The sequence below is a fragment of the Streptomyces sp. NPDC051578 genome, assembly GCF_044454045.1.
Lineage (GTDB): Bacteria > Actinomycetota > Actinomycetes > Streptomycetales > Streptomycetaceae > Streptomyces.
The window spans coordinates 187,735-209,536 of record NZ_JBITDH010000008.1 but is presented as its reverse complement, the minus strand read 5'-3'; the positions used below and the strand labels follow the sequence as shown (position 1 = coordinate 209,536).

The following is a 21,802-nucleotide window of genomic DNA, read 5'->3' as shown; positions in this document are numbered from 1 at the left end:
AACAGCAATGGGTGACCTGAAGCAGCACAGCCTCATCAAGGCCCAGGAACGGCTCCGTGACCAGGTCGGTCACGCCCTCCGAGCAGCCCTGATCGCGGGCGAGCTGCGCCCCGGAAGCGTCTACTCGGCCCCCGGCCTGGCGGCCGAACTCGGCGTGTCGGCCACCCCGGTCCGCGAGGCCATGCTCGACCTGGCCCGCGAAGGACTGGTCGAGCCCGTCCGCAACAAGGGATTCCGGATCACCGAGGTCAGCGAGAAGGACCTCGACCAGTACACCGAACTGCGCACGATGATCGAGGTGCCGACGATCGGCCGGATCACCGAACTGGCGACCCCTGAGCAGCTGGAGGCCCTGCGCCCCATCGCGGAGGAGATCGTCGCCAGCGCCCGTGAGCACAACCTGATCGGCTACCTGGAGGCGGACCGCCGCTTCCACCTCAGCCTGTTGGCGCTCTCGGGGAACGACCGCCTCGTCGAGACGGTCGGCGACCTGCGCAAGCGCTCCCGGCTCTACGGTCTGACGGGCCTGGACGAGGCCGGCAAGCTGGTCTCCTCGGCGGAGGAGCACATCGAGCTGCTCGACCTGATGATCAGCGGTGATGCGGCGGCGGCCGAGGCGTGCATGGTCCGCCACCTGGGTCACGTCCGCTCGCTGTGGGCGCAGGGGCGGGACGAGCCGGTCGGCCGGCCCCCGGGCGGCCTGGGCTCGGGCGTCTGAGTTCCGCATCCCGAGGGCCGCCGTACAGGGATTCCAACTCCCTTGCCGGCGGCCCTTTTTGGACACGGCTGGATAACGGCGGCGCCAACCCCTTGTCAGTGCAATTTCACATTACTATGTTACCGGTCACATCATAGAGCGCGGCCCTTCACTGGAGTGACCATGACCAAGCGCACCCAACTCGCCCTCGCCACCGCCTTGGTGGCAGCCCTCGCACTCGGCGCCTCGGGCTGCTCCGACACCAAGAAGGGCTCGGCCGGCGGATCGGGTGCCTCCAACCCCGCAGCCGGCAACGACGGCAAGATCCTCGGCGGGACGCCGGTCAAGGGCGGCACCCTCACCGTCCTGTCCAACCAGGACTTCTCCCACCTCGACCCCGCCCGCAACTGGGTGATGCCGACCATGGACTTCGGCACCCGGCTCCTCTACCGCACGCTGGTCACCTTCAAGTCCGAGCCCGGCAGGGCCGGCAGCGAACTCGTCCCGGACCTCGCCACCGACCTCGGCACCCCCTCCGACGGCGGAAAGACCTGGACCTTCACCCTCAAAGAGGGCGTGAAGTACGAGGACGGCTCGCCCGTCAAGGCCCAGGACATCAAGTACAACGTCGAGCGTTCCTTCGCCCCCGACCTGACCGGCGGCCCCGACTACGCCGCCCAGTACCTCGCGGGCACCGAGGGGTACAAGGGGCCGCTCCAGGGGCAGCACCTCGACTCGGTGAAGACCCCCGACGACCGCACGATCATCTTCCAACTCAAGCGCCCCGTCGCCGAGTTCTCCGCCACGGCGACCCTGCCCACCTTCGCGCCCGTCCCCCAGTCCCAGGAGAAGGGCACGCAGTACGACGCCCGCCCGTTCTCCTCGGGCCCGTACAAGATCGAGTCGTACGACCGCGACAAGAAGCTCGTCCTGGTCCGCAACGAGCACTGGGACGCCAAGACCGACACCGTCAGGAAGGCCTATCCCGACAAGTTCGTGGTCGTCATGGGCCTCAAGGGCGGCCAGATCGACGACCGGATCATCGCCGGCACGGGCCCGGACGCCTCCGCGATCGAGTACGCCAACATGCGCCCCGAAAGCGCGCCCAAGGTGCTGCCCAAGGCGGACGTCAAGGCCCGGCTGCTCGCCGAGTCCCAGGGCTGTACCGAGATGCTGCACCTGAACAACTCCCGCGCCCCCTTCAACGACCCGAAGGTGCGCGAGGCGATGCAGTACGCCGTCGACAAGGAATCGGTGATCACCGCGGGCGGTGGCCCCGCCCTCAACGAGGTCGCCACCGCCTACCTCCCGCCGGCCCTCACCGGGGGCAAGCAGGCCGACACCCTCAAGATCGCCCCGACCGGCGACCCGGCCAAGGCCAAGGAACTCCTCCAGGCGGCCGGCAAGGACAAGCTCAAGGTGTCCCTCGCCGTCTCCACCGGCGACAAGGGCAAGGCCGAGGCCATCCAGCAGGGCCTGGCCCGCGTCGGGATCGAGGTCGTCATCGACACCGTGGACCCGGGCGCCTACTACGACGTCATCGGCGACCTGTCCACCACCCCCGACATGACCCTCAGCGGCTGGTGCCCCGACTACCCCTCCGGCTCCACCTGGATGCCCTTCGTCTTCGACGGACGCACCATCAAGGAGAAGGGCAACCAGGGCAACTACAGCCAGTTCCGCGACGAGGCGACCATGAAGCGGATCGACGAGATCAACGCCATGTCCGACGCCAAGCAGGCCGCGCAGGCCTGGATTGACCTCGACGCGGAGGTCATGAAGAAGGCCCCCTCCGTCCCGGTCCTGCTGGAGCGCAAGCCGCTGCTGGTCGGCCCCAACATCGCCGGCGCCTTCGGTCACCCCGTGTGGACGGGCACCATCGACTACGCGACCGTCGGCCTCAAGGACCCTTCGAAGAGCCAGGGCTGAGGAATACGGAACCCCACACCATGACCACCACAGCACCCGGGGCCGGCGGCCCGACGCCGCCCGCCCCGGCTCCGGGCGGGGCACCGCGCCCCGGCGCCGCCGAGGACGGCGCCCCGGCGCCGGCCGGCGGCAGCAGCCCCTGGCAGCTCGCCCGCCGGGAACTGCGCCGCCGCCCCGCCGTCCGCATCAGTGCCTGCGTCGTCCTCCTCTTCGTCCTGATGGCCGTCACCGCCCCCTGGCTGGGCGCTCTCGGCGGCTGGGCCCCGGACGAGTTCGACAAGACCGCCATCGACCCCTACCTCGGCGGCCAGCCGCTCGGCTCCCTCGGCGGGATCAGCCCCGCCCACTGGCTCGGCGTCGAACCCGTCAGCGGCCGCGACCTGTTCTCCCGCGTCGTCAACGGCGCCCAGGTCTCCCTCCTGATCGCCTTCGCCGCCACCGCGATCGTGGTGGTCACCGGCACGGCCGCCGGAATCGCCGCGGGCTACTTCGGCGGGCGCACCGACGCGGTGCTCTCCCGGCTGATGGACCTGACGATGTCCTTCCCCTCGCTCATCTTCATGATCGCGATGCTGTCGGTGGCCAAGGACGTCAACCGCATCGTGCTCATGACGGCGGTGATCGGCCTGTTCGGCTGGCCGGGCGTCGCCCGCGTCGTCCGAGGCCAGACCCTCTCCCTCAAACACCGCGAATACGTCGACGCCGCCCGCGTCGGCGGCTCCGGGGCCTGGCGGATCCTGACCCGCGACATCCTCCCCGGCGTCTCGGGCCCGGTCATCGCCTACACCACCCTGCTGATCCCCGGCATGATCAGCACCGAGGCCGCGCTCAGCTACCTCGGCGTCGGCGTCCGCCCGCCCACCCCGTCCTGGGGCCAGATGATCGCCGAGTCCGTCGCCTACTACGAGACCGACCCGATGTACTTCGTCATCCCTAGCGTCTTCCTCTTCCTGGCGGTACTCGCCTTCACCCTCCTCGGCGACGCCCTGCGCGACATCCTCGACCCGAGGGGCGGCCGCACGTGATCCTCTACCTGGTCCGCCGGCTGCTCGCCCTGGCCGGGGTGCTCCTCGCCATCACGGCCGTCACCTTCCTCATCTTCTACGTCCTGCCCTCCGACCCCGCCGCGGCGGCCTGCGGCAAGACCTGCAGCCCCGAACGGCTCGCCGACGTACGGGAGTACCTCGGCCTCGACCTGCCCCTGTGGCGGCAGTTCCTCGACTTCCTGAGCGGCATCTTCACCGGCCGCACCCTCGGCAGCGGCCAGTACGCCGTCCAGTGCGACTTCCCCTGCCTGGGCTACTCGTACGAGAACGCCATGCCCGTCTGGGACCTCCTCATGAACCGCCTGCCGGTCTCCGCGTCCCTCGCCTTCGGCGCCGCCGTGCTGTGGCTGCTGCTCGGCCTCGGCGCCGGGGTCACCGCCGCGCTGCGCAAGGACACCGCCACCGACAAGGCCCTGATGGTCGGCGCCGTCGCCGCCGCTTCGCTGCCCGTGTACTTCACCTCCGTGATGCTGATCTACGGAGTCATCCGCGTCGCCGGACTGCTGCCCTACCCCTCCTACCACGCGTTCGGCGACGACCCGCTCGGCTGGGCGTCGAACCTGCTGCTGCCCTGGACCGCACTCGCCCTGCTGTACGCCGCCATGTACGCCCGCCAGAGCCGCGGTTCCATGATCGAGGCGATGGCCGAGCCGTACATCCGTACCGCCCGCGCCAAGGGCATGCCCGAACGCACCGTCGTGGTCAAGCACGGGCTGCGCTCCGGGATGACCCCCATCCTGACCATCTTCGGCATGGATCTCGGAGGGCTGCTCGCCGGCGCCGTCATCACCGAGTCCATCTTCGGACTCCCGGGCGTCGGCCGGCTGTTCTACGGGGCGCTCGTCAGCTCCGACCAGCCGGTGGTGCTCGGCGTCACGCTGCTCGCCGCGTTCTTCATCGTCGTCGCCAACCTCGTCGTCGACCTCCTGTACGCCGTCATCGACCCGAGGGTGAGGTACTGATGGCCGCTCTCCTGGAAGTACGCGATCTGCGCGTCACCTTCACCACCCCGCGCGGCACGGTCCGCGCCGTCGACTCACTCGGGTTCACCGTCGAGGCCGGGCGCACCCTCGGCATCGTCGGGGAATCCGGATCCGGGAAGTCCGTCACCTCGCTCGCCGTCATGGGCCTGCACCGGGGCGCCGAGATCGGCGGGTCCGTCGCCCTCGACGGGCAGGAACTGACCGGCCTGTCCGAACGGGAACTGTCCCGGTTGCGCGGCCGCAAGATGGCCATGATCTTCCAGGACCCGCTGTCGAGCCTGCACCCCTACTACACCGTCGGCGAGCAGATCGCCGAGCACTTCCGGGTGCACTTCAAGGCCGGCCGCGCCGCCGCCCGCAAGCGGGCCGTCGACATGCTCGGCGAGGTAGGGATCCCCGAACCCGCCCGCCGCGCGGGGGAGTACCCGCACCAGTTCTCCGGCGGCATGCGGCAGCGCGCCATGATCGCCATGGCCCTGGCCTGCGAGCCGGACCTGCTGATCGCCGACGAGCCGACCACCGCCCTCGACGTCACCGTGCAGGCCCAGATCCTGGAGCTGATCGCCCGCCTGCAACAGGACCGCGGACTCGGAGTCGTGATGATCACCCACGACCTGGGCGTGGTGGCCCGCGTCGCCCACGAGGTGCTGGTGATGTACGGGGGCCGGGCCGCCGAACAGGCGCCCGTCGACCAGCTGTTCGCCGAGCCCGCCCACCCCTACACCCGGGGCCTGCTGGACTCCCTGCCCCGGCTCGACGACGCCGACGACGCGCCCCTGCGGGCCATCCCCGGCTCGCCGCCGTCCCTGCTGACCCCCGCTCCCGGATGTGCCTTCGCCCCGCGCTGCCCCAAGGCGGCGGCGCGCTGCACCGGTGAACGCCCGGAGCTCGAACCGTACGGAGAAGGGCGGGCGCGCACCGTCGCCTGCCACTTCGCCGGAGCCGGCGCCCCGGCAGAGGTGACCCGATGACCACCACACCGAAGGCGCTGCTCTCCGTACGCGACCTGACCATGACCTTCCCGGGCCGGCGCTCGGCGACCGGGCGCCGGGGGGCGCCCGTGCGCGCCGTCGACGGCGTCTCCTTCGACCTGGCCGAGGGCGAGACCCTCGGCCTGGTCGGGGAGTCGGGCTGCGGGAAGTCCACGACCGGCCGGATGCTGGTGCGGCTGCTGGAACCGACCGCGGGCAGCATCGAATTCGAGGGCCGGGACATCAGCCGGCTGTCCCAGGGCGCCCTGCGGCCGCTGCGCAAGCACATCCAGATGGTGTTCCAGGACCCGCACTCCTCCCTCAACCCCCGCCAGACGGTGGCCCGGATCATCTCCGACCCGCTGTTGGTCCAGGGCTGGACGGCCGCGGACGCCCGCCGCAAGGCCGCCGAACTGATGGAACTGGTCGGGCTGATCCCCGAGCACATCGACCGCTACCCGCACGAGTTCTCCGGAGGCCAGGCGCAGCGCATCGGCATCGCCCGTTCGCTCGCCACCAGCCCCCGGCTGATCGTCGCCGACGAGCCGGTCTCCGCCCTGGACGTCTCCGTACAGGCCCAGGTCGTCAACCTGATGGAACGGCTGCGCCGCGAACTGGGCCTGGCCTACGTGTTCATCGCCCACGACCTGTCGGTGGTCAAGCGGGTCAGTGACCGGGTCGCCGTCATGTACCTGGGCCGGATCGTGGAGATCGGCGAGAAGCACCTGCTGTACGACGACCCCCAGCACCCGTACACCCGGGCCCTGCTGTCGGCCGTACCGCTGCCGGATCCGGCGGCGGAGCGCGGGCGCGAGCGGATCGTGCTGCTCGGCGACCCGCCGAGCCCGGCGGCCCCGCCGCCCGGCTGCACGTTCCACCCGCGCTGCCCCAAGGCCCAGGAGGTCTGCCGCACGGAGCGCCCGCTGCTGCGGATCGCCGCCTCGCGCGAGGTGGCCTGTCACTTCCCGGGGGACTGACGGGGACCCCGGGGAGAAGAGGGGCCCCGGAGCCGACACGATCGGCTCCGGGGCCCCTCACCTCGTCTTCGGGTCCCTCGGTCGTCCCGTCGGAAATCGTCCCTCTAGACGCGCAACTCGCGCCGGAAGAAGTCCAGTTCCTGGAGCATGACCTTTTCCCTCGTGCCGCCCGGCGTCATGTGGGTGACTCCCGGCAGCGCCAGCAGCCGGTGCGGGCGGCCCGCATCCGTCAGGGCCCGTGACAGGCGCAGGGTGTGGGACGGGTGGACGTTGTCGTCCGCGAGGCCGGTGATGAGCAGCAGGGGCCGGGTCAGCCGGGGCGCGTCCGGGATCAGCGAGTCCCGCTCGTACACCTCGGGGTGCTCCTGGGGAAGACCGAGGTAGCGCTCGGTGTAGGCGGTGTCGTAGTACCGGAAGTCGGTCGGCGCGGCTCCCGCGGCGGCCGCGTGGAAGAGGTCCGGACGGCGCAGCACCGCGAGGGCGGCGAGGTAGCCGCCGTAGGACCAGCCGCGCACGCCGACCCGGGTGAGGTCGAGGTCCCGGTGGCGGGCGCCCAGCTCCTGGAGGGCGGCCGCCTGGTCCTCCAGGGTGACCTCGGAGAAGCCCCGGTACATCGCGTGGGTGTGGGCCGGGGAGACGTACGGGGTGCCCCGGTTGTCGACGGTGACCACGGCGAAGCCCTGGTCGGCCCACCACTGGCGGTGCTGCCAGCGGCGCGGCTCCGCCGACACGTCCTGGAAGCCGGGGCCTCCGTAACCGTCCACCAGCACCGGCAGCCGGGTGCCGGGGACGTGCCCGCGCGGCAGTACCAGCGCGGTGGGGACGCGGTGCTCGGTGACCCGCTCCAGCACCGGGACCACCCGGTGGGGCAGCGGTTCGGCCAGATCGGCCGGGCTGAACTCCCGCCCGTCGGCGGTGCGTACGCTGCGGCGTATCCCGTCGGCGTCGGCGCTGGTCAGCAGCAGCGCCCCGGACGAGGCGAGCACGGTGTGCACCCCGGGCCCGTCGGCGAGCGCGGTCAGCCCACCGGATCCGGGGTCGAGGAGCAGCACCTGCTGCTCGGCGGGGTCGCGCTGCCCGGCTTCGATCAGGATCAGCCCCTCGTGGAGCCCGGCCACGCGGCGGACCTGGACGTCACTGCCGGTCAGGAGCTTGCCGTCGAGCGCGAGGGCGCGCGCCGCCCCATCCGGGGTGTCGGCGGCGGTGAGCATCCGCCCGTCCGGCAGCCGCATCGGGGTCCCGGGCAGCGGGTCCACCCACCGGGGGTGCGTGGTGCGGGACAGCTCACGGGTCGCGCCGGTCACCGGGTCGGCGCCCAGGAGCAGTACGGTCTGCTGGAGCCGGTCCTGGACGGTCAGCAGGATCTCGCCGGCCGACTCCCAGGCGGCGTCCGAGACGTACGGGTAGGTCGCCGCGTCCCAGTCGAGCCGCACCCGGTCTCCGCCGGGCCCGAGCACCCACAGCTGCACGTCCGCGTTGGGGCCGCCGGCCTGCGGGTACGCGAAGTCCTCCACCGGGAGCTCCGGGTGCGCCGGGTCGCCGATCCAGCGCCGTCCGAGGGCGGATTCGTCGACGCGGGCGGCGAGCAGGGTCTCCCCGTCGGGGGACCACCAGTGCCCCCGGTCCCGGTCGAGCTCCTCGGCGGCCGCGAACTCGGCGACGCCCCAGCGGGCCCCGTCGTCCGGGCTGACCCGGCCACCGGGCACGGTGTGGAGGGCGTCGGCGGTGACGTACGCGACGCGCGAGCCGTCCGCGTTGGGGCGCGGGTCCATCGCGGGGCCGGCGGCGGGGAGTTCCCTGGGCGGGGCGGCGCCGTCGGAGGCGACCTCGTACAGCCGCCCGTGGAGCGCGAAGACGGCGCGGCGGCCGTCGCCGGAGAGGGCGTAGGAGCCGATGCCGGCGGCGACGAGCCGGATCCGCTCGCGCAGCCGGCGTTCGGCGGTGGGGAGGGCGCCGCCCGGCAGGGTCCGGGGATCGGCGAGGAGGGTCTCGGCGCCGGACGCGGTGTCGAGGACCCAGAGGGAGTCGAGGGGGTCGGTGGGTCCCGACGAGCGCAGGAACCAGAGGAGTCGGCCTTCGTCGCCGAAGGAGAAGGCGCGCGGGGCTCCGTAGGTGAACCGGCCGGTGGCGGCGGAGAGCCTGAGGAAATCATCCATGATCGCAGTCTGCCATGTGAAATATCACACTGTACAGCACTGCGGCGTTAGGCCATTCGAGTGGTGGCGCCCCAGGGGCAGGTTTAGCGTCGGAGGGGTGGACGGGAACACATTGCCGACCAGCACGGGGACCGACGGCAAGGTCCGAGGAGGAGGCGAGGGGCACGGCCTCGCCCTGTTCGTCATCGCCTGCTGCCAGCTCATGGTGGTCCTCGACATCACCATCGTGAACATCGCGCTGCCGCACATCCAGACCGCGCTCCACTTCTCCACCGAGAGCCTGTCCTGGGTCGTCAACGCCTACACCCTCACCTTCGGCGGCCTGTTGCTCCTCGGCGGCCGCACCGGCGACATCCTCGGCCGCAAACGCGTCTTCATCTTCGGCGTGCTGCTCTTCGGGCTCGCCTCCCTGCTCGGCGGACTGGCCCAGAACGCCGGTCAGTTGATGGGCGCCCGTGCGCTCCAGGGCATGGGCGGCGCCATCGCCTCACCGACCGCGCTCGCCCTGATCACCACCACCTTCCGCGAAGGGCCGGCCCGCAACCGGGCCTTCGGCGTGTTCGCGGCGGTCTCGGCGGGCGGCGGGGCGATCGGACTGCTGGCCGGCGGTGTCCTCGTCGAATGGCTCGACTGGCGCTGGGTGCTCTTCGTCAACGTCCCGATCGCGGTGGCCATCGCCCTGATGGCCGTCAAGGTCATCGGCGAGTCCGAACGCCACCCCGGACACTTCGACTTCGCGGGCGCGCTGCTGTGCACCACCGGTATGGTCGCCCTCGTCTACGGCTTCATCCGCGCGTCGCAGGACGGCTGGCGCGACGGGCTGACCCTCGGCTCCTTCGGTGCCGCCGTGGTCCTGCTGACCCTGTTCGTCATCAACGAGCGGCGCTCGCCACAGCCGATCACGCCGCTGCACATGTTCGCCGACCGCAACCGCGCGGGGACCTACGGCATCATGCTCTTCCTCGCCTGCGCGATGTTCGGCATGTTCTTCTTCCTGACCCTGTTCGTGCAGAACGTGCTGGGATTCAGCCCGCTGCGGGCGGGCCTCGCGTTCCTGCCGGTCAGCGCGGTCATCGGGATGGGCGCGGGCCTCGCCTCACAGCTGCTGCCCAAGCTCGGGCCCAAACCCTTCATGGTGGGCGGCGCGCTCTGCTCGGCGACGGGGCTGGCCTGGCTGACGCAGACCGACGTCCACTCGACGTACCTCGGCAGCATCCTGGGTCCGATGCTCATCTTCAGCCTCGGCATGGGCATGCAGTTCGTCTCGCTGACGCTGATGGCCCTGTCCAACGTTCCCCCGCGGGAGTCGGGCGCGGCGTCCGGACTGCTCAACACCATGCAGCAGGTGGGCGGTTCGCTCGGCCTGTCCATCCTGGTCACCGTCTTCGGCACCGCCAGCCGCAACGAGGCCCACACCCAGGTCCCGGCCTTCCTCGCCACCGCCGACCCCGGCCAGCGGGCCGTGTTCCTGCGCACCGGCCAACTCCCCGACCCCTGGGGCGATCAGGTCCTGGCGTCCGGCGTGAGCTCGGCCTTCATCGTGGCGGCCGCGTTCGCCCTGATGGCCGCGGTGATCGCCCTGGTGGTCATCCAGGTCCGGCCCTCGGACCTGGCACGCCTCCAGGGCAACCACACCCCTGCGGCGGTCTGATCTAGCCCGTCTCCTCCGGGTCCTGCCCGGCCCGCGCCGGCCGTCGGCGCAGCCGGCAGCGGGCCGGACCGTCGGCGCGCAGGGTGATGCCGACGCCGACCGGGATCTCGTGGTCCACGGCCTCGAACTCGTACTCCCGCAGCATCACGGCGAGCGCGATCACCGACTCCAGCATGGAGAAGTGCTGGCCGATGCAGGCGCGCGGGCCGCCGCCGAAGGGGAACCAGGCGTAGCGCGGCCGGGCGGCCTCCGCCTCGGGGGTGAAGCGCTCCGGGTCGAAGCGGTCGCCGTCGGGCCAGTAGGCGGGGTGGCGGTGCGTGACCCAGGGCGCCAGGATCACGTTGGCGCCGGCGGGGACGGTGAGCCCGCCGATCCGGCTCGCGGCGACGGCGCGGCGGCCGATCACCGGGGCCGCGGGGTAGAGCCGCATCGCCTCCTTGAGAACCTGCGTGAGGTACGGCAGCCGGTCGAGGTCGGCGGCCTCGGGCGCCCGGTCGCCCAGTACCCGGGAGACCTCCTCGTAGGCCCGCTGCTGGTGCTCGGGGTGGCGGGCCAGCAGGTGCAGGGTGAAGGCCAGGGAGGTGGCGGTCGTCTCGTGACCGGCGAGCAGGAAGATCAGTACCTGGTCGCGCAGCTCGGTGGCGTCGAAGGCGGCGTCGTCGGCGCTCTGCGCGGCGGCGAGCAGCGTCAGCAGGTCCTCGCCTGCCGGGCCGTCGCCGCTGTCCCGGCCGTCCGGGGCGCCGCGCCGCTCGGTGATGATCCGGTCGCAGACCGCGTACAGCTCCTCCATCGCGGCCGCCGCCCGCCGGTTGCCCGGAGTCGGCCAGCTGCGCGGGATGTTGGCGGGGGAGTAGCCGCGCCGCAGCACGTACTCCGTGATGACGGGGAAGGACCGGTCGATGACGTCCACGGTGGCGTCCACGTCGGTGCCGAACAGGATCCGGGCCACCGCGCGCAGGGCCAGGTGCATCATCTCGTCCGATACGTCGACGATCCCGTCCGCGGCCTTCGCCCAGGCGTCGAGCGTCGCCCTGGTCTCCGAGACGACGGCGCTCGCGTAGCCGTCCACCCGGCGGCGGGTGAACAGCGGCTGGACCAGCCGGCGCTGGCGCAGGTACTCCTCGTCCTGGCTGGTCAGCAGGCCGTTGCCGAGGGACTCCCGGATCTCCTGGTAGAAGGGGTTGTCCTTGCGGAAGTTGGCCGATTCCGATGCCAGGACCTGCTGCGCGCCCTCCGCGGAGAAGACGCAGTACAGCTCGGTACGCAGCCCGGGCGGCCCGGCGCTGACGCGCACGACGTCACCGTGGCGCTGCTGGGCACGCAGGTAGGTACCGAGCGAATCCGAGGTCAGGTCGAACAACGACCCTAGCAACGGCGCCCCGGCCAACACCGGAACCTCCGTACCCGCGCGTGTCCCCGTCGTACTGTCCACTGCCATGGCCGCCCCCCAGACGTCGTCCCGAACCCCCGATTCTGCCCCTCGCCCCGTCGGCCCGCCTCCTCCTGCTGGCCGATTCCCGCCCTTCCCGGGCTGCAGCCATCAGGGCGGCGTCGCGTTCACGCGGTCTTCTCCTTCGCGGCGCGCTGGGCCGGGACGGTGCGGTCGTTTTGCAGTTCGAGGAGTTCGCGGAAGAGTCCGCCGGCCCTGGACAGCTCGCCGAAGGTGCCTTCCTGCACGACCCGGCCGTGGTCGAGGACGACGATGCGGTCCGCGACGGCGACGTTGGCGAGGCGGTGGGTGACCAGGACCACGGCGCGGTCGCGGGCGGCGTGACGCAGGTTGGTGAAGATGCGGTGTTCGGCGCGGGGGTCCAGGGCGGAGGTGGGTTCGTCGAGCACGAGGAGGGCGGCGGGGCGGTAGAAGGCGCGGGCCAGGGCGATGCGCTGCCACTGGCCGCCGGAGAGTTCGGCGCCGTTGAGCCACTCGCGGGCGAGCAGGGTGGAGAGACCGGCGCGCAGTTCCCGGACGACCTCGTCGGCACCGGCCGCGGCGGCGGCTTCCCAGACTTCCTTGTCGCCGTCACCGCGGGGCTGCCCGAGGGTGATGTTGTCGCGGGCGGTCATCGGCCAGCAGGAAAAGTCCTGCGGTACGAGTGAGACGTGCTTCCAGGCCGCGTGGGGGTCGAGGGAGGTCGTGGGACGGCCGTCCCAGGTCACGGTGCCGGCGGTGGGGAGGTGGAGGCGGGTGAGGAGCTTGGAGAGGGTGCTCTTTCCCGATCCGTTCTCGCCGACCAGGGCGACGATCTCGCCGGTGCGGACCGTGAAGTCGATGCCGTCGAGGGCGTTCTTGTCGGCCCCTTCGTAGCGGTACACGAGGTTCTCGGTGCGGATCTCCTTCGGAGCGGCGGGCACGACGTCGCCGGAGGCGAGACGGTAGCCGCCGGTCTCCTCCAGGAACTTCGACCAGTCGTCCATGTACATACCGGTTCGGAAGATCATCGCCGCGTTGCGGACGACGCCCTGGACGGAGCCGGTGACGGTGCGCAGGGCGAGGACGGCGGTTCCGGCCGCGGCGACGGTGAGGTGGCCGGTGGCGAGGAGGGCGACGAGGACGCCCCAGACGATCGCGGACGCGAGGCCGCCGCCGAGGGCGCCGAGGAAGGCCATGCGGGCGCCTTCGGTGACGGCCTCGCGGTGGACGGTGGTGACCCGGTTGGTGAGCCTGCGGTACTTGTCGAGGAGGAAGGGCGCCATGGTCCCGGCGCGGATCTGGTCGGCCGAGTGCCGGTCGGCGAGGTGCCAGCGCAGGACGCCGATCATGCGGCTGTGGCCGGTCATCTTGATCGCGGCGAGGTAGGTGGCGCGGGCGCTGTGTACTTGGGCGATGCCCTGGGGGAGGCTGGCGAGGACGAGGAACGGCAGGAGCAGGGGGTGGAGGGTGCCGAGCACGACGGCGCCGGCGAGGAGGGAGACGAGCGCGGCCAGAAGATCCTGGCCCTCTTCGATGATGTCCTTGGAGACGACCGCGCCGCGTTCCGCGTTGTCCCAGCGGTCCTTGAAGCCGGGGCTGTCGTAGGCGGCTAGTTCGCTGCCGGTGGCCGCATCGAGAAGCATCAGCTCGTATTCCTGCTGGAGCAGGGGTGCGATGCGGGAGGTCAGCCAGGTGATGGCGATGTACAGAGCGGCCCGGACGCCGGCCGCGGCGGCGAGCACCACGACGGAAGGCCACGCCTGCCACAGCCTCTCGGTGATGTCACCGGAGGAGATGAGCGCGGTGATCGTGGAAGTGGTCGCGAACAGGCCGAGGGCCGCCGCGACGCCGGAAACGACCTGACAGGTCAAGAGCCCGGCCACCGAGGCCCGGTCGACGCGCCAGGCGATCGCCAGTGAGCGCTTCATCAGGTGCGGCAGGCGCCGGGCCATGTGACGCAGCGTGATGTACTTCGCGGCCTCCCAGCGGGAGTCGCCGTCCCACGCGAAGGAGATCTCCTCGTCCGCCTGCTTCTCACTGTCCTTGCTGGTCATCGGACGCGCCTCCGTGAGTGGTGGGGAGCGTCAAGACTCGGTCCGGAACGGGCGGTTCGGAAGACCTGCGCCCGGCGGTCACCCGAAGGTGTCACCGGACGCAGTCGTGCCTGTCGGCCGCCCGCACCACCACCCTGCGCCTGGTCATGCCCCCGGGTGCACGGCCGCGCCCCGGCTGTGCACCCGGGGTTACGCCGATCGCCCGGGCAGGGGCTAGATGTCGCGGAAGGTCTCGATCTGGGCGCCGACCGAGTTGAGGCGCTCCGCCAGTTCCTCGTAGCCGCGGTTGATGACGTAGACGTTGCGCAGGACCGAGGTGCCCTCGGCGGCCATCATGGCCAGGAGGACGACCACCGCCGGGCGAAGGGCCGGGGGACACATCATTTCCGCCGCGCGCCAGCGGGTGGGGCCCTCGACCAGGACGCGGTGGGGGTCCAGGAGCTGGAGGCGGCCGCCGAGGCGGTTGAGGTCGGTCAGGTAGATGGCCCGGTTGTCGTACACCCAGTCGTGGATCAGCGTCTGGCCCTGGGCGGCCGCGGCGATGGCCGCGAAGAACGGGACGTTGTCGATGTTCAGCCCCGGGAACGGCATCGGGTGGATCTTGTCGATCGGGGCTTCGAGCTTCGACGGGCGGACCGTCAGGTCGACCAGGCGGGTGCGGCCGTTGTCGGCGGTGTACTCGGCGGAGCGGTCGTGGTCGAGGCCCATCTCCTCCAGGACCGCCAGCTCGATCTCCATGAACTCGATCGGCACCCGGCGGATGGTCAGTTCCGACTCGGTGACCACGGCCGCGGCCAGCAGGCTCATCGCCTCGACCGGGTCCTCGGAGGGGGAGTAGTCCACGTCGACGTCGATGTGGGGGACGCCGTGGACGGTGAGGGTGGTCGTGCCGATGCCCTCGACCTTGACGCCCAGGGCCTCCAGGAAGAAGCACAGGTCCTGGACCATGTAGTTGGAGGAGGCGTTGCGGATGACGGAGACGCCGTCGTGCCGCGCCGCGGCCAGCAGCGCGTTCTCGGTGACCGTGTCCCCGCGCTCGGTCAGGACGATCGGGCGGTCCGGCGAGACTCCGGCGGCGACCTGCGCGTGGTAGATGCCCTCGGTCGCGGTGATCTCCAGGCCGAAGCGGCGCAGGGCGATCATGTGCGGCTCGATGGTGCGGGTGCCGAGGTCGCAGCCGCCGGCGTAGGGCAGCCGGAACTGGTCCATCCGGTGCAGCAGCGGACCGAGGAACATGATGATGCTGCGCGTGCGGCGTGCCGCGTCCGCGTCCATGGCGTCCATGTCGAGGCGCCCCGGAGGGACGATCTCCAGGTCCACGCCGTCGTTGATCCAGCGGGTGCGCACCCCGATGGAGTTCAGGACTTCGAGGAGGCGGTAGACCTCTTCGATGCGGGCGACCCGACGCAGCACCGTGCGGCCCTTGTTGAGCAGCGAGGCGCAGAGCAGTGCGACGCACGCGTTCTTGCTCGTCTTGACGTCGATGGCACCGGAGAGACGGCGGCCCCCGACGACCCGCAGGTGCATGGGTCCGGCGTAGCCCAGAGAGACGATCTCGCTGTCGAGGGCTTCACCGATTCGGGCGATCATCTCAAGGCTGATGTTCTGGTTGCCGCGCTCGATCCGGTTGACGGCGCTCTGGCTGGTGCCGAGCGCGTCGGCAAGCTGACTCTGTGTCCAGCCCCGGTGCTGACGGGCGTCACGGATGAGCTTGCCGATGCGTACGAGGTAGTCGTCTGCCATGGGTGCACCGTATCTCAGATATGAGATGGGGGCCGAACGGGGTGTGGCGGACGGGTGTTACCCACCGTGGTGCGGGAGGCCTGCCGGCTGACCCCGGGTCAGCCGGCAGGCGGTCCCGGGCCCCTGCCGGCTCAGTGTCCGCAGGCGTGGTGCCGACCGCCGTGGACCGCCGCGTACGTGGCCGGGCGCGGCGCCGATCGCGCCCGCTCGGCCCGGGCCGAAGCCGCCCGGCCCGCCGCGGACTCCGCGTCGTGCACGACGCGTCCGCCGACCAGGGTCATGCGTACGCCCGTGTCGCTTATGTCGGACACCGGACAGCGGGTCACGTCCCGGTCCAGCAGTACCAGGTCGGCGGCCTTGCCCGTCTCCACCGTGCCGGTCAGCTGCTCCTGGCGCAACTGCCAGGCGGTGCCCGAGGTGTGCATCCGCAAGACCGAATCCCGGCTCAGGCCCTCCAGCTCCCGGTACAGCTCGCCCTCGCCGAAGGCGCCCTGTCGGTCGATCGCCGTCCGCAGCTGGTTCCACACCTGCAGCACGTCCACCGGCCAGTCGGAGCCGCCCGTGAGCCGCGCCCCCGCCTTCTCGATGCTCCGTGCCGGATACATCCAACGGTGGCGGCGGGGCCCGATGTAGGGCAGCAGCGCCTCCATCGTCCAGGTGTCGCGCGATGCCCACTGGAGCTGCATGCAGACGGCGACGCCGAGCCGGGCGAAGCGGGGCAGATCGGCCGGATCCACTATCTGGAGGTGGGCGATCGCATTGCGCGCGTCCCGATGACCCGTCACCCGCCTGGCGTACTCGTATCCGTCCAAAGCGGTACGGACCGCCCGGTCGCCCAGGCCGTGGGCGTGCATCTGCCAGCCGGCCGCGTTGAAGGCCGCCGTCAGCCGGCCGTAGTCCGCCGCAGAGGTGTACAGCTCGCCCCGGTTGGCGGTCGGTCTGCCCGCTCCGTCCAGGTACGGCTCCAGCAGCGCCGCCGTCTGCGCCGGGTACTCGATGACCCCGTCCAGGAACACCTTGACCATCCCGAACCGCAGTCCCCGTACCCCCTCGAACTCCCGCCGCAGCCCCCGCGCGTATTCCAGCGAGGCCGCCGGGTCCTTCGCCTGCTCCGCCTCCAGCCGGATGGCCGGCACGATCCGCTGCGGCAGCTTGCCCGCCGCCGACAGCGCCCGGTACAGCTCCAGCTCGTGCCGGCCGACCAGGGCGTCCATCATGGTCGTGACCCCCGAAGCGGCCGCCAGCTCCAGCACCTTCGCGCAGGCCGCCGTCAGTTCGGCCGCGGAGGGCTCCGGGACGTGCCGTCTCACCAGGGCCTGCGCATCGTCCTTGAGCACGCCCGTCGGCTGCCCGTCGGCTCCCTTGACCACCTTGCCGCCGACCGGGTCGGGGGTGGCCGCCGTGATCCCGGCGATGTCCAGGGCGCGCTGGTTGGCCCACAGGTTGTGCCCGTCTCCGCCGATCAGGACGACGGGCCGGCGCGTGGGCAGCGCGTCCAACATCGTGTGGTGGGGGCTGGTCCCCGTGGGCAGCAGCCCGATCGGGTTCCAGTCCTCCACGACCAGCCAGCCGTCGGGCTCCGCGCCCGCCCCGCCGGTGTCCGCGAGGAACCCGGTCAGCAGGGCGGTGAGTTCCGCCACGGTGGTCTCCGCGCTCGCCAGCGAGGGCCGCAGCGACCGCTCGCCGGCATTGAGCGGGTGGACGTGCCCGTCGTGGATGCCGCTCATCACGGTGTTGCCGCGGGCGTCGACCACCTCGGTGTCCCGGCCCGCGTGCCGGCGTACGGAGGCACTCGAACCGGTGGCCAGGATCCTGCCGTCCCGGCCCACCGCGAGGGCCTCCACCGGCGCGCCGCCGGACCGGCCCGTGTACACCCGGGCGTTGTGGAACACCAGCGCGGCGGAGCCGCGACCCCCGGAAGGCGCGGAGGCGGCGGCCGAAGCGGCGCCCGCGCCCAGCAGGGTCGCCGCCGAGGCGGCTCCGGCGGACGCGAGGAGTCCGCGCCGGGACAGGGGGGAAGGGGTCATGGCCACTCCAGACATCGGTACGGCGGTGTCGGTACGTGGCGTGGACACTGGGTGATTAACCCGTTAACCAGAACCCGTCCCGGGCGACGGATTCCGCACGCCGCCCCTCCCCGCGCCGCCGCAGCTCTCCGCGACCTCCGCCCGTTACGCCCGCCCTGACGGCGCCCCCCCCGCACGCCCTGCCCGCAGCCGCGCCCCGCCCGCACGCCCTGCCCGCAACCGCGCCCCGCCCGTACCATGACCCCGTGCCCGGCCCCGGACCGACCATCGCCGACATCGCGCGCGCCGCGGAGGTCTCCACCGCGACCGTCTCGCACGCCCTCAACGGCACCGGCCGCCTCGCCGACGGCACCCGCCGCCGCGTCCGCGAGGTGGCGGCCGGTCTCGGCTACGGCGCCCGGCGCGGTCCCCGCACCCGCACCCTCGGGCTGGCGGTGACCACGTACGCCGGATCCGCCTGGGACTTCGCGGGGATCGCCTACTTCTCCCGGCTGCTCACCTCCGCGACCTCCGCCGCGCACGCCCGCGGCTACGCCCTGACGACGCTGCCCGCTGACCGGGGCGGCGAGCCGCTGTGGCACACCCTCGCCGTCGACGGCATGCTGCTGCTCGACAGCCCGGCCGGGGACCCGGTGCTGCGCGCCCTGCGCGCCCGCGGCATGCCGTTGGTCTTCGACGGCCGCCCGGCGGACCCGTGGCCTTCGGACATATGGGTGGACAACGACCACGCGAGCACCACGCGAGAGGTGCTCGACCACCTCGCGACCTCCGGAGCCCGGCGCATCGCACTGCACTCCGGATACGGCCGGGAGTTCTACACCGGGGCCGTCACCTCCGCCTACGAACAGTGGTGCGCGCGGCGCGGCGCGAAGGCGCTGGTGATCCCCTTCGATCCGGACGACCGCGCAGGTCACGCCTTCGACGGGGCCTTCGGCGGGCCCGCCCGGCCCGACGCCGTCTACTGCGTGTACGACCCGGGTGGCAGGCAGGCGCTGGCGGCCGCCGCGCGCCACGGCATCCGTACGCCCCACGACCTGCTGCTGGTCTGCGCCAGCGAGGATCCGGCGTACGCCCGCAACGACCCGCCCGTGACCACCGTCACCCTGGACCCCGAGCGGATCGCCGTCCGGGCGGTGTCCGCGCTGGTGGCGCTGATCGAATCCGGGAAAGCGGAATCGCCCGGCCAGCTGACCGTGGAGGCGGGACTGAGGGTGCGTACCTCGTCCCTGCCCCCGGACATGTACTAGAGTTATCTCGACATCGAGATATCTGCCGAAGGCGTACCGCAGCCGCCCCCGCTGGTAAGGGTTACCTAACTTAGCCCTACCTTAGCGGATTGGCCATGGGGCGTGGCGGCAGGATGCGGTTATACGCGCGAAATCATGCATGAAGGAGACTGTCGTGTCGGCGAACAGCTTCGACGCCCGCAGCACGCTGCAGGTGGGCGACGAGTCGTACGAGATCTTCCGGCTGGACAAGGTCGAGGGCGCGGCCCGCCTTCCCTACAGCCTGAAGGTCCTGCTGGAGAACCTGCTCCGTACCGAGGACGGCGCGAACATCACCGCCGACCACATCCGGTCCCTCGGCAACTGGGATTCGCAGGCGCAGCCCAGCGAGGAGATCCAGTTCACGCCGGCCCGCGTGATCATGCAGGACTTCACCGGCGTCCCCTGCGTCGTCGACCTCGCCACCATGCGCGAGGCCGTGAAGGCCCTCGGCGGCGACCCGTCGAAGATCAACCCGCTGGCCCCGGCCGAGCTGGTCATCGACCACTCGGTCATCGCCGACAAGTTCGGCACCAACGACGCGTTCGCCCAGAACGTGGAGCTGGAGTACGGCCGCAACAAGGAGCGCTACCAGTTCCTGCGCTGGGGCCAGACCGCCTTCGACGAGTTCAAGGTCGTCCCCCCGGGCACCGGCATCGTCCACCAGGTCAACATCGAGCACCTGGCCCGCACGGTCATGGTCCGAAACGGCCAGGCCTACCCCGACACCCTCGTCGGCACCGACTCGCACACCACCATGGTCAACGGCCTCGGCGTGCTCGGCTGGGGCGTCGGCGGCATCGAGGCCGAGGCCGCCATGCTCGGCCAGCCGGTCTCCATGCTGATCCCGCGCGTCGTCGGCTTCAAGCTGACCGGCGAGCTGCCGACCGGCACCACCGCCACCGACCTCGTGCTCACCATCACCGAGATGCTGCGCAAGCACGGCGTCGTCGGCAAGTTCGTCGAGTTCTACGGTGAGGGCGTCGCCGCCACCTCCCTCGCGAACCGCGCCACCATCGGCAACATGTCGCCGGAGTTCGGCTCGACCGCCGCGATCTTCCCGATCGACGACGAGACGCTGAAGTACCTGCGCCTGACCGGCCGCGACGCCCAGCAGGTCGCGCTCGTCGAGGCGTACGCCAAGGAGCAGGGTCTGTGGCTGGACCCGGCCGCCGAGCCCGACTTCTCCGAGAAGCTGGAGCTCGACCTCTCCACGGTCGTCCCCTCCATCGCCGGCCCCAAGCGCCCGCAGGACCGCATCGTCCTCGCGAACGCCGCCGAGCAGTTCGCCGTCGACGTGCGCAACTACGTCAGCGACGACGAGGAGGCCGGCAAGGAGTCCTTCCCGGCGTCCGACGCCCCGGCCTCCGCCAACGGCATCCCCACCAAGCCGACCCTGGTCACCCTGGCCGACGGCACCTCGTTCGAGATCGACCACGGCGCCGTCACCGTCGCCGCGATCACCTCCTGCACCAACACCTCGAACCCCTACGTCATGGTCGCCGCGGCGCTCGTGGCGAAGAAGGCGGCCGAGAAGGGCCTGACCCGCAAGCCGTGGGTCAAGACCACCCTGGCCCCGGGCTCGAAGGTCGTCACCGACTACTTCGACAAGGCCGGCCTGACCCCGTACCTGGACAAGCTGGGCTTCAACCTGGTCGGCTACGGCTGCACCACCTGCATCGGCAACTCCGGTCCGCTGGACGAGGAGATCTCGAAGGCGATCAACGAGGCCGACCTCGCGGTCACCTCGGTGCTCTCGGGCAACCGCAACTTCGAGGGCCGCATCAACCCCGACGTCAAGATGAACTACCTGGCCTCCCCGCCGCTGGTCGTCGCGTACGCCATCGCGGGCTCCATGAAGGTGGACATCACCAAGGACGCCATCGGCATCGACACCGACGGCAAGCCGGTCTACCTCCAGGACATCTGGCCCACCGAGGCCGAGGTCAACGACGTCGTGGCGAACGCCATCGGCGAGGACATGTTCAACAAGTCCTACCAGGACGTCTTCGCGGGCGACGCCCAGTGGCAGGCGCTGTCCATCCCGACCGGCAACACGTTCGAGTGGGACCCGCAGTCCACCTACGTCCGCAAGCCCCCCTACTTCGAGGGCATGACGATGGAGACCACCCCGGTCTCCGACATCACCGGCGCCCGCGTGCTGGCGAAGCTGGGCGACTCGGTCACCACCGACCACATCTCCCCGGCCGGTGCGATCAAGGCCGACACCCCGGCCGGCAAGTACCTCACGGAGCACGGCGTCGAGCGCCGCGACTTCAACTCCTACGGTTCCCGCCGCGGCAACCACGAGGTCATGATCCGCGGTACGTTCGCCAACATCCGCCTGCGCAACCAGATCGCGCCGGGCACCGAGGGCGGCTTCACCCGCGACTTCACCCAGCCCGACGCGCCGGTCTCGTTCATCTACGACGCCTCGCAGAACTACCAGGCCGCCGGCGTCCCGCTGGTCATCCTGGCGGGCAAGGAGTACGGCTCGGGCTCGTCCCGCGACTGGGCGGCCAAGGGCACCGCGCTCCTCGGCGTCAAGGCCGTCATCGCCGAGTCCTACGAGCGCATCCACCGCTCGAACCTGATCGGCATGGGCGTCCTCCCGCTCCAGTTCCCCGAGGGCGCCTCGGCGGCCGCGCTGGGTCTGACCGGCGAGGAGACCTTCTCCTTCACCGGTGTGGAGGAGCTGAACAACGGCACCACCCCGCGCACGGTCAAGGTCACCACCGACACCGGTGTGGAGTTCGACGCGGTCGTGCGCATCGACACCCCCGGTGAGGCGGACTACTACCGCAACGGCGGCATCATGCAGTACGTGCTCCGCAACCTGATCCGCGGCTAGTCACGCGGATGCCGAGCGGCACCCGAGGGCCGTACCCCCGA

The 21,802-nt window shown here is 71.4% G+C and carries 14 protein-coding genes; 9 read left to right on the top strand and 5 right to left on the bottom strand.

What is annotated here, in order from left to right:
• The first annotated feature begins 7 nt into the window (after window positions 1-7).
• The 6 genes from ACIA6C_RS27390 to ACIA6C_RS27365 all read left to right on the top strand — a co-directional run bounded on the left by ACIA6C_RS27390 (window position 8) and on the right by ACIA6C_RS27365 (window position 6,603).
• Window positions 8-718, top strand: a complete 711-nt coding sequence (locus ACIA6C_RS27390) for a GntR family transcriptional regulator (RefSeq protein ID WP_399279726.1) — start codon at window positions 8-10, stop codon at window positions 716-718.
• A gap of 162 nt (window positions 719-880) precedes the next feature.
• A complete protein-coding gene (locus tag ACIA6C_RS27385; RefSeq protein ID WP_399279724.1) occupies window positions 881-2,626 on the top strand; it encodes an ABC transporter substrate-binding protein in 1,746 nt (581 codons plus the stop codon).
• A gap of 20 nt (window positions 2,627-2,646) precedes the next feature.
• On the top strand, window positions 2,647-3,651 hold the full coding sequence (locus ACIA6C_RS27380) for an ABC transporter permease (protein ID WP_361131685.1): 1,005 nt from the start codon (window positions 2,647-2,649) through the stop codon (window positions 3,649-3,651).
• Window positions 3,648-4,634: an ABC transporter permease gene (locus ACIA6C_RS27375; protein WP_366079734.1), complete on the top strand. Its 987-nt coding sequence runs from the start codon at window positions 3,648-3,650 to the stop codon at window positions 4,632-4,634. The genes ACIA6C_RS27380 and ACIA6C_RS27375 overlap by 4 nt, the downstream gene beginning before the upstream one ends.
• A complete protein-coding gene (locus ACIA6C_RS27370) occupies window positions 4,634-5,626 on the top strand; it encodes an ABC transporter ATP-binding protein (protein ID WP_399279722.1) in 993 nt (330 codons plus the stop codon). The genes ACIA6C_RS27375 and ACIA6C_RS27370 overlap by 1 nt, the downstream gene beginning before the upstream one ends.
• The gene (locus tag ACIA6C_RS27365; RefSeq protein WP_399279720.1) at window positions 5,623-6,603 is read left to right on the top strand and encodes an ABC transporter ATP-binding protein; all 981 of its coding nucleotides are present in this window, start codon (window positions 5,623-5,625) and stop codon (window positions 6,601-6,603) included. The genes ACIA6C_RS27370 and ACIA6C_RS27365 overlap by 4 nt, the downstream gene beginning before the upstream one ends.
• 104 nt (window positions 6,604-6,707) lie before the next feature.
• Here the strand turns inward: ACIA6C_RS27365 and ACIA6C_RS27360 are convergent, their stop codons facing one another.
• The gene (locus ACIA6C_RS27360) at window positions 6,708-8,759 is read right to left on the bottom strand and encodes a prolyl oligopeptidase family serine peptidase (protein ID WP_399279718.1); all 2,052 of its coding nucleotides are present in this window, start codon (window positions 8,757-8,759) and stop codon (window positions 6,708-6,710) included.
• A gap of 112 nt (window positions 8,760-8,871) precedes the next feature.
• On the opposite strand from ACIA6C_RS27360, the gene ACIA6C_RS27355 reads away from it, so the two are divergent.
• On the top strand, window positions 8,872-10,410 hold the full coding sequence (locus ACIA6C_RS27355) for an MFS transporter (RefSeq protein ID WP_399279830.1): 1,539 nt from the start codon (window positions 8,872-8,874) through the stop codon (window positions 10,408-10,410).
• Between the two features lies 1 nt (window position 10,411).
• Here the strand turns inward: ACIA6C_RS27355 and ACIA6C_RS27350 are convergent, their stop codons facing one another.
• The 4 genes from ACIA6C_RS27350 to ACIA6C_RS27335 form a co-directional block, all read right to left on the bottom strand.
• Window positions 10,412-11,848 carry a cytochrome P450 gene (locus ACIA6C_RS27350; RefSeq protein ID WP_399279716.1) on the bottom strand — a complete coding sequence of 479 codons (1,437 nt, stop codon included), beginning with the start codon at window positions 11,846-11,848 and terminating at the stop codon, window positions 10,412-10,414.
• 119 nt (window positions 11,849-11,967) lie between these two features.
• A complete protein-coding gene (locus ACIA6C_RS27345; RefSeq protein WP_399279714.1) occupies window positions 11,968-13,875 on the bottom strand; it encodes an ABC transporter ATP-binding protein in 1,908 nt (635 codons plus the stop codon).
• Window positions 13,876-14,088: 213 nt separating this feature from the next.
• On the bottom strand, window positions 14,089-15,618 hold the full coding sequence (locus tag ACIA6C_RS27340; RefSeq protein ID WP_361131707.1) for a UDP-N-acetylglucosamine 1-carboxyvinyltransferase: 1,530 nt from the start codon (window positions 15,616-15,618) through the stop codon (window positions 14,089-14,091).
• Between the two features lie 131 nt (window positions 15,619-15,749).
• Window positions 15,750-17,645, bottom strand: a complete 1,896-nt coding sequence (locus tag ACIA6C_RS27335; RefSeq protein ID WP_399279712.1) for an amidohydrolase — start codon at window positions 17,643-17,645, stop codon at window positions 15,750-15,752.
• A gap of 245 nt (window positions 17,646-17,890) precedes the next feature.
• Between ACIA6C_RS27335 and ACIA6C_RS27330 the strand changes: the two genes are divergently transcribed.
• The gene (locus tag ACIA6C_RS27330) at window positions 17,891-18,892 is read left to right on the top strand and encodes a LacI family DNA-binding transcriptional regulator (RefSeq protein ID WP_399279710.1); all 1,002 of its coding nucleotides are present in this window, start codon (window positions 17,891-17,893) and stop codon (window positions 18,890-18,892) included.
• A 154-nt stretch (window positions 18,893-19,046) separates the two neighbouring features.
• Complete coding sequence (acnA, locus tag ACIA6C_RS27325; protein ID WP_399279708.1) at window positions 19,047-21,761, top strand: aconitate hydratase AcnA; 2,715 nt, start codon at window positions 19,047-19,049, stop codon at window positions 21,759-21,761.
• The last annotated feature ends 41 nt before the right edge of the window (window positions 21,762-21,802 follow it).